The sequence below is a fragment of the Microcystis sp. M53602_WE12 genome, assembly GCF_030065455.1.
In the GTDB taxonomy this organism is placed as follows: domain Bacteria; phylum Cyanobacteriota; class Cyanobacteriia; order Cyanobacteriales; family Microcystaceae; genus Microcystis; species Microcystis aeruginosa.
This window is the reverse complement of the sequence record NZ_JASJFB010000341.1, coordinates 1-2804: the sequence shown is the minus strand read 5'-3', so window position 1 is coordinate 2804 and position 2804 is coordinate 1. Positions and strand designations below refer to the sequence as shown.

The 2804-nt window shown below is 44.2% G+C and carries 4 protein-coding genes; 3 read left to right on the top strand and 1 reads right to left on the bottom strand.

The genetic code is table 11. From position 1 onward, the window contains the following. The 3 genes from PX482_RS12095 to PX482_RS12085 all read left to right on the top strand — a co-directional run. Positions 1–817: formylglycine-generating enzyme family protein (locus tag PX482_RS12095; protein WP_288122475.1), on the top strand; the 817-nt coding region annotated here is incomplete at its 5' end. A 238-nt stretch (positions 818–1055) separates the two neighbouring features. After that, on the top strand, positions 1056–1529 hold the full coding sequence (locus PX482_RS12090) for a type II toxin-antitoxin system VapC family toxin (protein ID WP_043998848.1): 474 nt from the start codon (positions 1056–1058) through the stop codon (positions 1527–1529). Positions 1530–1531: 2 nt separating this feature from the next. After that, positions 1532–1759, top strand: coding sequence for a hypothetical protein (locus PX482_RS12085; RefSeq protein ID WP_288094990.1), 228 nt, complete (start codon positions 1532–1534; stop codon positions 1757–1759). Between the two features lie 247 nt (positions 1760–2006). Here PX482_RS12085 and PX482_RS12080 read toward each other — a convergent pair whose 3' ends face one another. Next, entirely contained in the window at positions 2007–2333 is a 327-nt protein-coding gene (locus PX482_RS12080; protein ID WP_287170721.1) for a DUF433 domain-containing protein, read from the bottom strand. Positions 2334–2804 lie beyond the last annotated feature (471 nt).

The following is a 2804-nucleotide window of genomic DNA, read 5'->3' as shown; positions in this document are numbered from 1 at the left end:
CGGTTTTCGGGTGGTGTGCGTCCCCAATGTGACATCTACACAGTTACCTATCGCTACTGTGACATCTACACCGTTACCTAAAGTAGTGCCAACTCCACTGACAAACTTTACCGAAAACCTACCCAAGGGAATAACACTGGAAATGGTAGGCTTACCAGCAGGTCAATTTCTCATGGGCTCTCCTGATAGTGATCGCGATGCTAGGGATTTTGAAAAGCCTCAACACCCAGTTAAAATAAACAGTTTTGCGATCGGGAAATATCCGGTGACTCAGGCACAATATGAAGCGGTAATGGGATACAATCCCTCTCATTTTTCAAACAATCCCCAAAATCCGGTAGAAAGTAGTTCGGACAACGCTCAAGCCTTTTGTCAGAAATTGAGTCAAATAACCGGGAAAACCTATCGCCTACCGACAGAAGCGGAATGGGAATATGCTTGTCGTGCGGGGACAACCACTCGCTTTTATTTCGGTGATGATGCTAATCAGTTAGGAGATTACGCTTGGTATGAAGGAAATTCTGGGGGTACAACTCATCCGGTTGGACAGAAAAAGCCCAATGCTTGGGGACTCTATGATATGCACGGAAATGTCTGGGAGTGGTGCGAAGACAATTGGCATGACAGCTATAAAAGTGCGCCAAGTGACGGCAGTGCTTGGCTGATAAAGGATAATGATTATCAAATACTGCGGGGCGGTTCTTGGTACGGCCTTCCAAATCTCTGCCGTTCCGCTTACCGCAACTTCAACTACCGCCGCCTCTACCTCTACTTCAACTTCGACTACGGTTTTCGGGTGGTGTGCGTCCCCCCCTAATCAGTTAACAGTTAACAGTTAACAGTTATCAGTTTTCCCCACTGTTAACTGATAACTGATAACTGATAACTGAAACAAGGCGGGTCGATTTTTTTTTGAGATTTTCTAGGGTGCGTCCCAGGCAGCTTTTGCCTTTTTGAAAGCAGCCCGTAGTTGGGTTGACGACTGTTACCCAACACCCTCGGAACCAAGATTAAATAGGGTATGATGGACGTTGGATAGATTTTCTCCTATTGCCGTGAGCGAAAGCGTCTATATTGAAACCAGTATCTTAGGCTACCTAACTGCTCGACCCAGCAGAGATATTATTGTGGCGGCTAATATTGAGATAACGAGGGAATGGTGGGAATTTCGTCGAAACGACTTTATTCTGTACACTTCCGAGGCTGTCCTAGAGGAAGTAACTAAAGGAGATACAGCGATCGCCTCCGAAAGGCTGGATATTTTGCGTGATTTTCCCTTGTTAGCATTGAACGAAGCTGCACAAGGTTTGGCTAAACAATTCTTAACCCGCAGTAATCTGCCTCCAAAAGCGAAAGTTGACGCGATCCACATTGCCGCCGCAACTGTCCACGGTATGGATTATCTGTTAACGTGGAACTGTAAGCATATTGCTAATGCTCAAATTCAGAGAAAATTGGCAGAGATCAGCATTGATTTTGGATACGAGTTACCGATTCTTTGTACACCCAACCAACTGTTAGGAGGTTGATTATGTTTCATGATGAGATCGTCGAAGAGATCCACCGAATCCGTGAAGAGTATGCCAAGTCCTTCAACTATGACTTGGATGCAATCTTTGCAGATCTACGCAAGAAGCAAGCGGAAAGTGGCAGAGAAGTTGTCACCTTGTTGCGAAAACCCGGTCTAGCAAAACGTTGGAGCGGACGACCGAAAGATATTGGTAATGATACAATGGATACCAGTCGCCGCTCAAGTTAGAATGGGATGACGAAGTAAAAGCTTTTTCGGCAAATTGTCCCCAATTAAATTATCAACTTTAGAGCATTGCTGGCCTCAGATATCTTAGGGTGCGTCCCAGGCAGCTTTTGCCTTTTTGAAAGCAGTTTAATCTAATACTAAATCCGTTGAGTATAGGCTACATATCAGGAGGGGCAACAGGCAACAGGCAACAGGCAAAACGGAGAATAAATAATCAGTTTTTAATAAGCGGATTTAGTATCATCCCCTAAACTGCCTGATTCTGCTCAATGAGTAAATCAATCTCATCTTCATGAGCCGCCGCATATACCCAAGCATTAGCTAAATCCGTAGCTTTAATAGTTGGATAACTTGTTAATAAATCAGCATCACTATAACCAAGAAGACGAGCTTCTACTAACACCCAAACTGGAATTCTTGTATTGGCAATGCAGGCTTGTCCACCGCAAACTTTAGGCGTTTTCTCAATTCCCTGCCAATCACCACCAAGACTTTGAGCGAGTAACTGGATTACCTGCACTTTTTCCCTAGGTTTGAGGGCAAGAAGTTGCTCTTCTAACTCTTTGATGATCACAGGCTTAAATCCCCATACAGTTTTGGCCAATTATCCCTAATCATTTTACCAGAAAATTTGGGTTGAAAAACTCCCACTTTTAGTAGAGTCTAGGGTGCGTGTTTGCGGCTATCAATTCGGTCAAAAAACTCAAATTAACAATCCGCCGTAACGCACCACCTTTATCATTCGGGTTGCGTGTGTCTCCCCAGGAGTTTAACCCTCTGTTCTTTTGCTCTTTTGCCCTTTGTCTCCCGCCTAGCGACGGGTCGATTTTTTTGAGAAAATTGAGGTAGTGTTAATTTTTAACTACTTAGGGCTGGCTGAATAAATCTAAAAACCTTGTTGGATAAGGCTTTTAGACTTTTTTTCCCTCAAAAAGTGCCTACCATTGAAGTGATCGGGGGTAAAATTCCTGGACTTTTTCCCTGAAAATTAGGTAACTGACTACCTCAAAATCGGTAAAACCCTACACCCCACACCCCACACCCT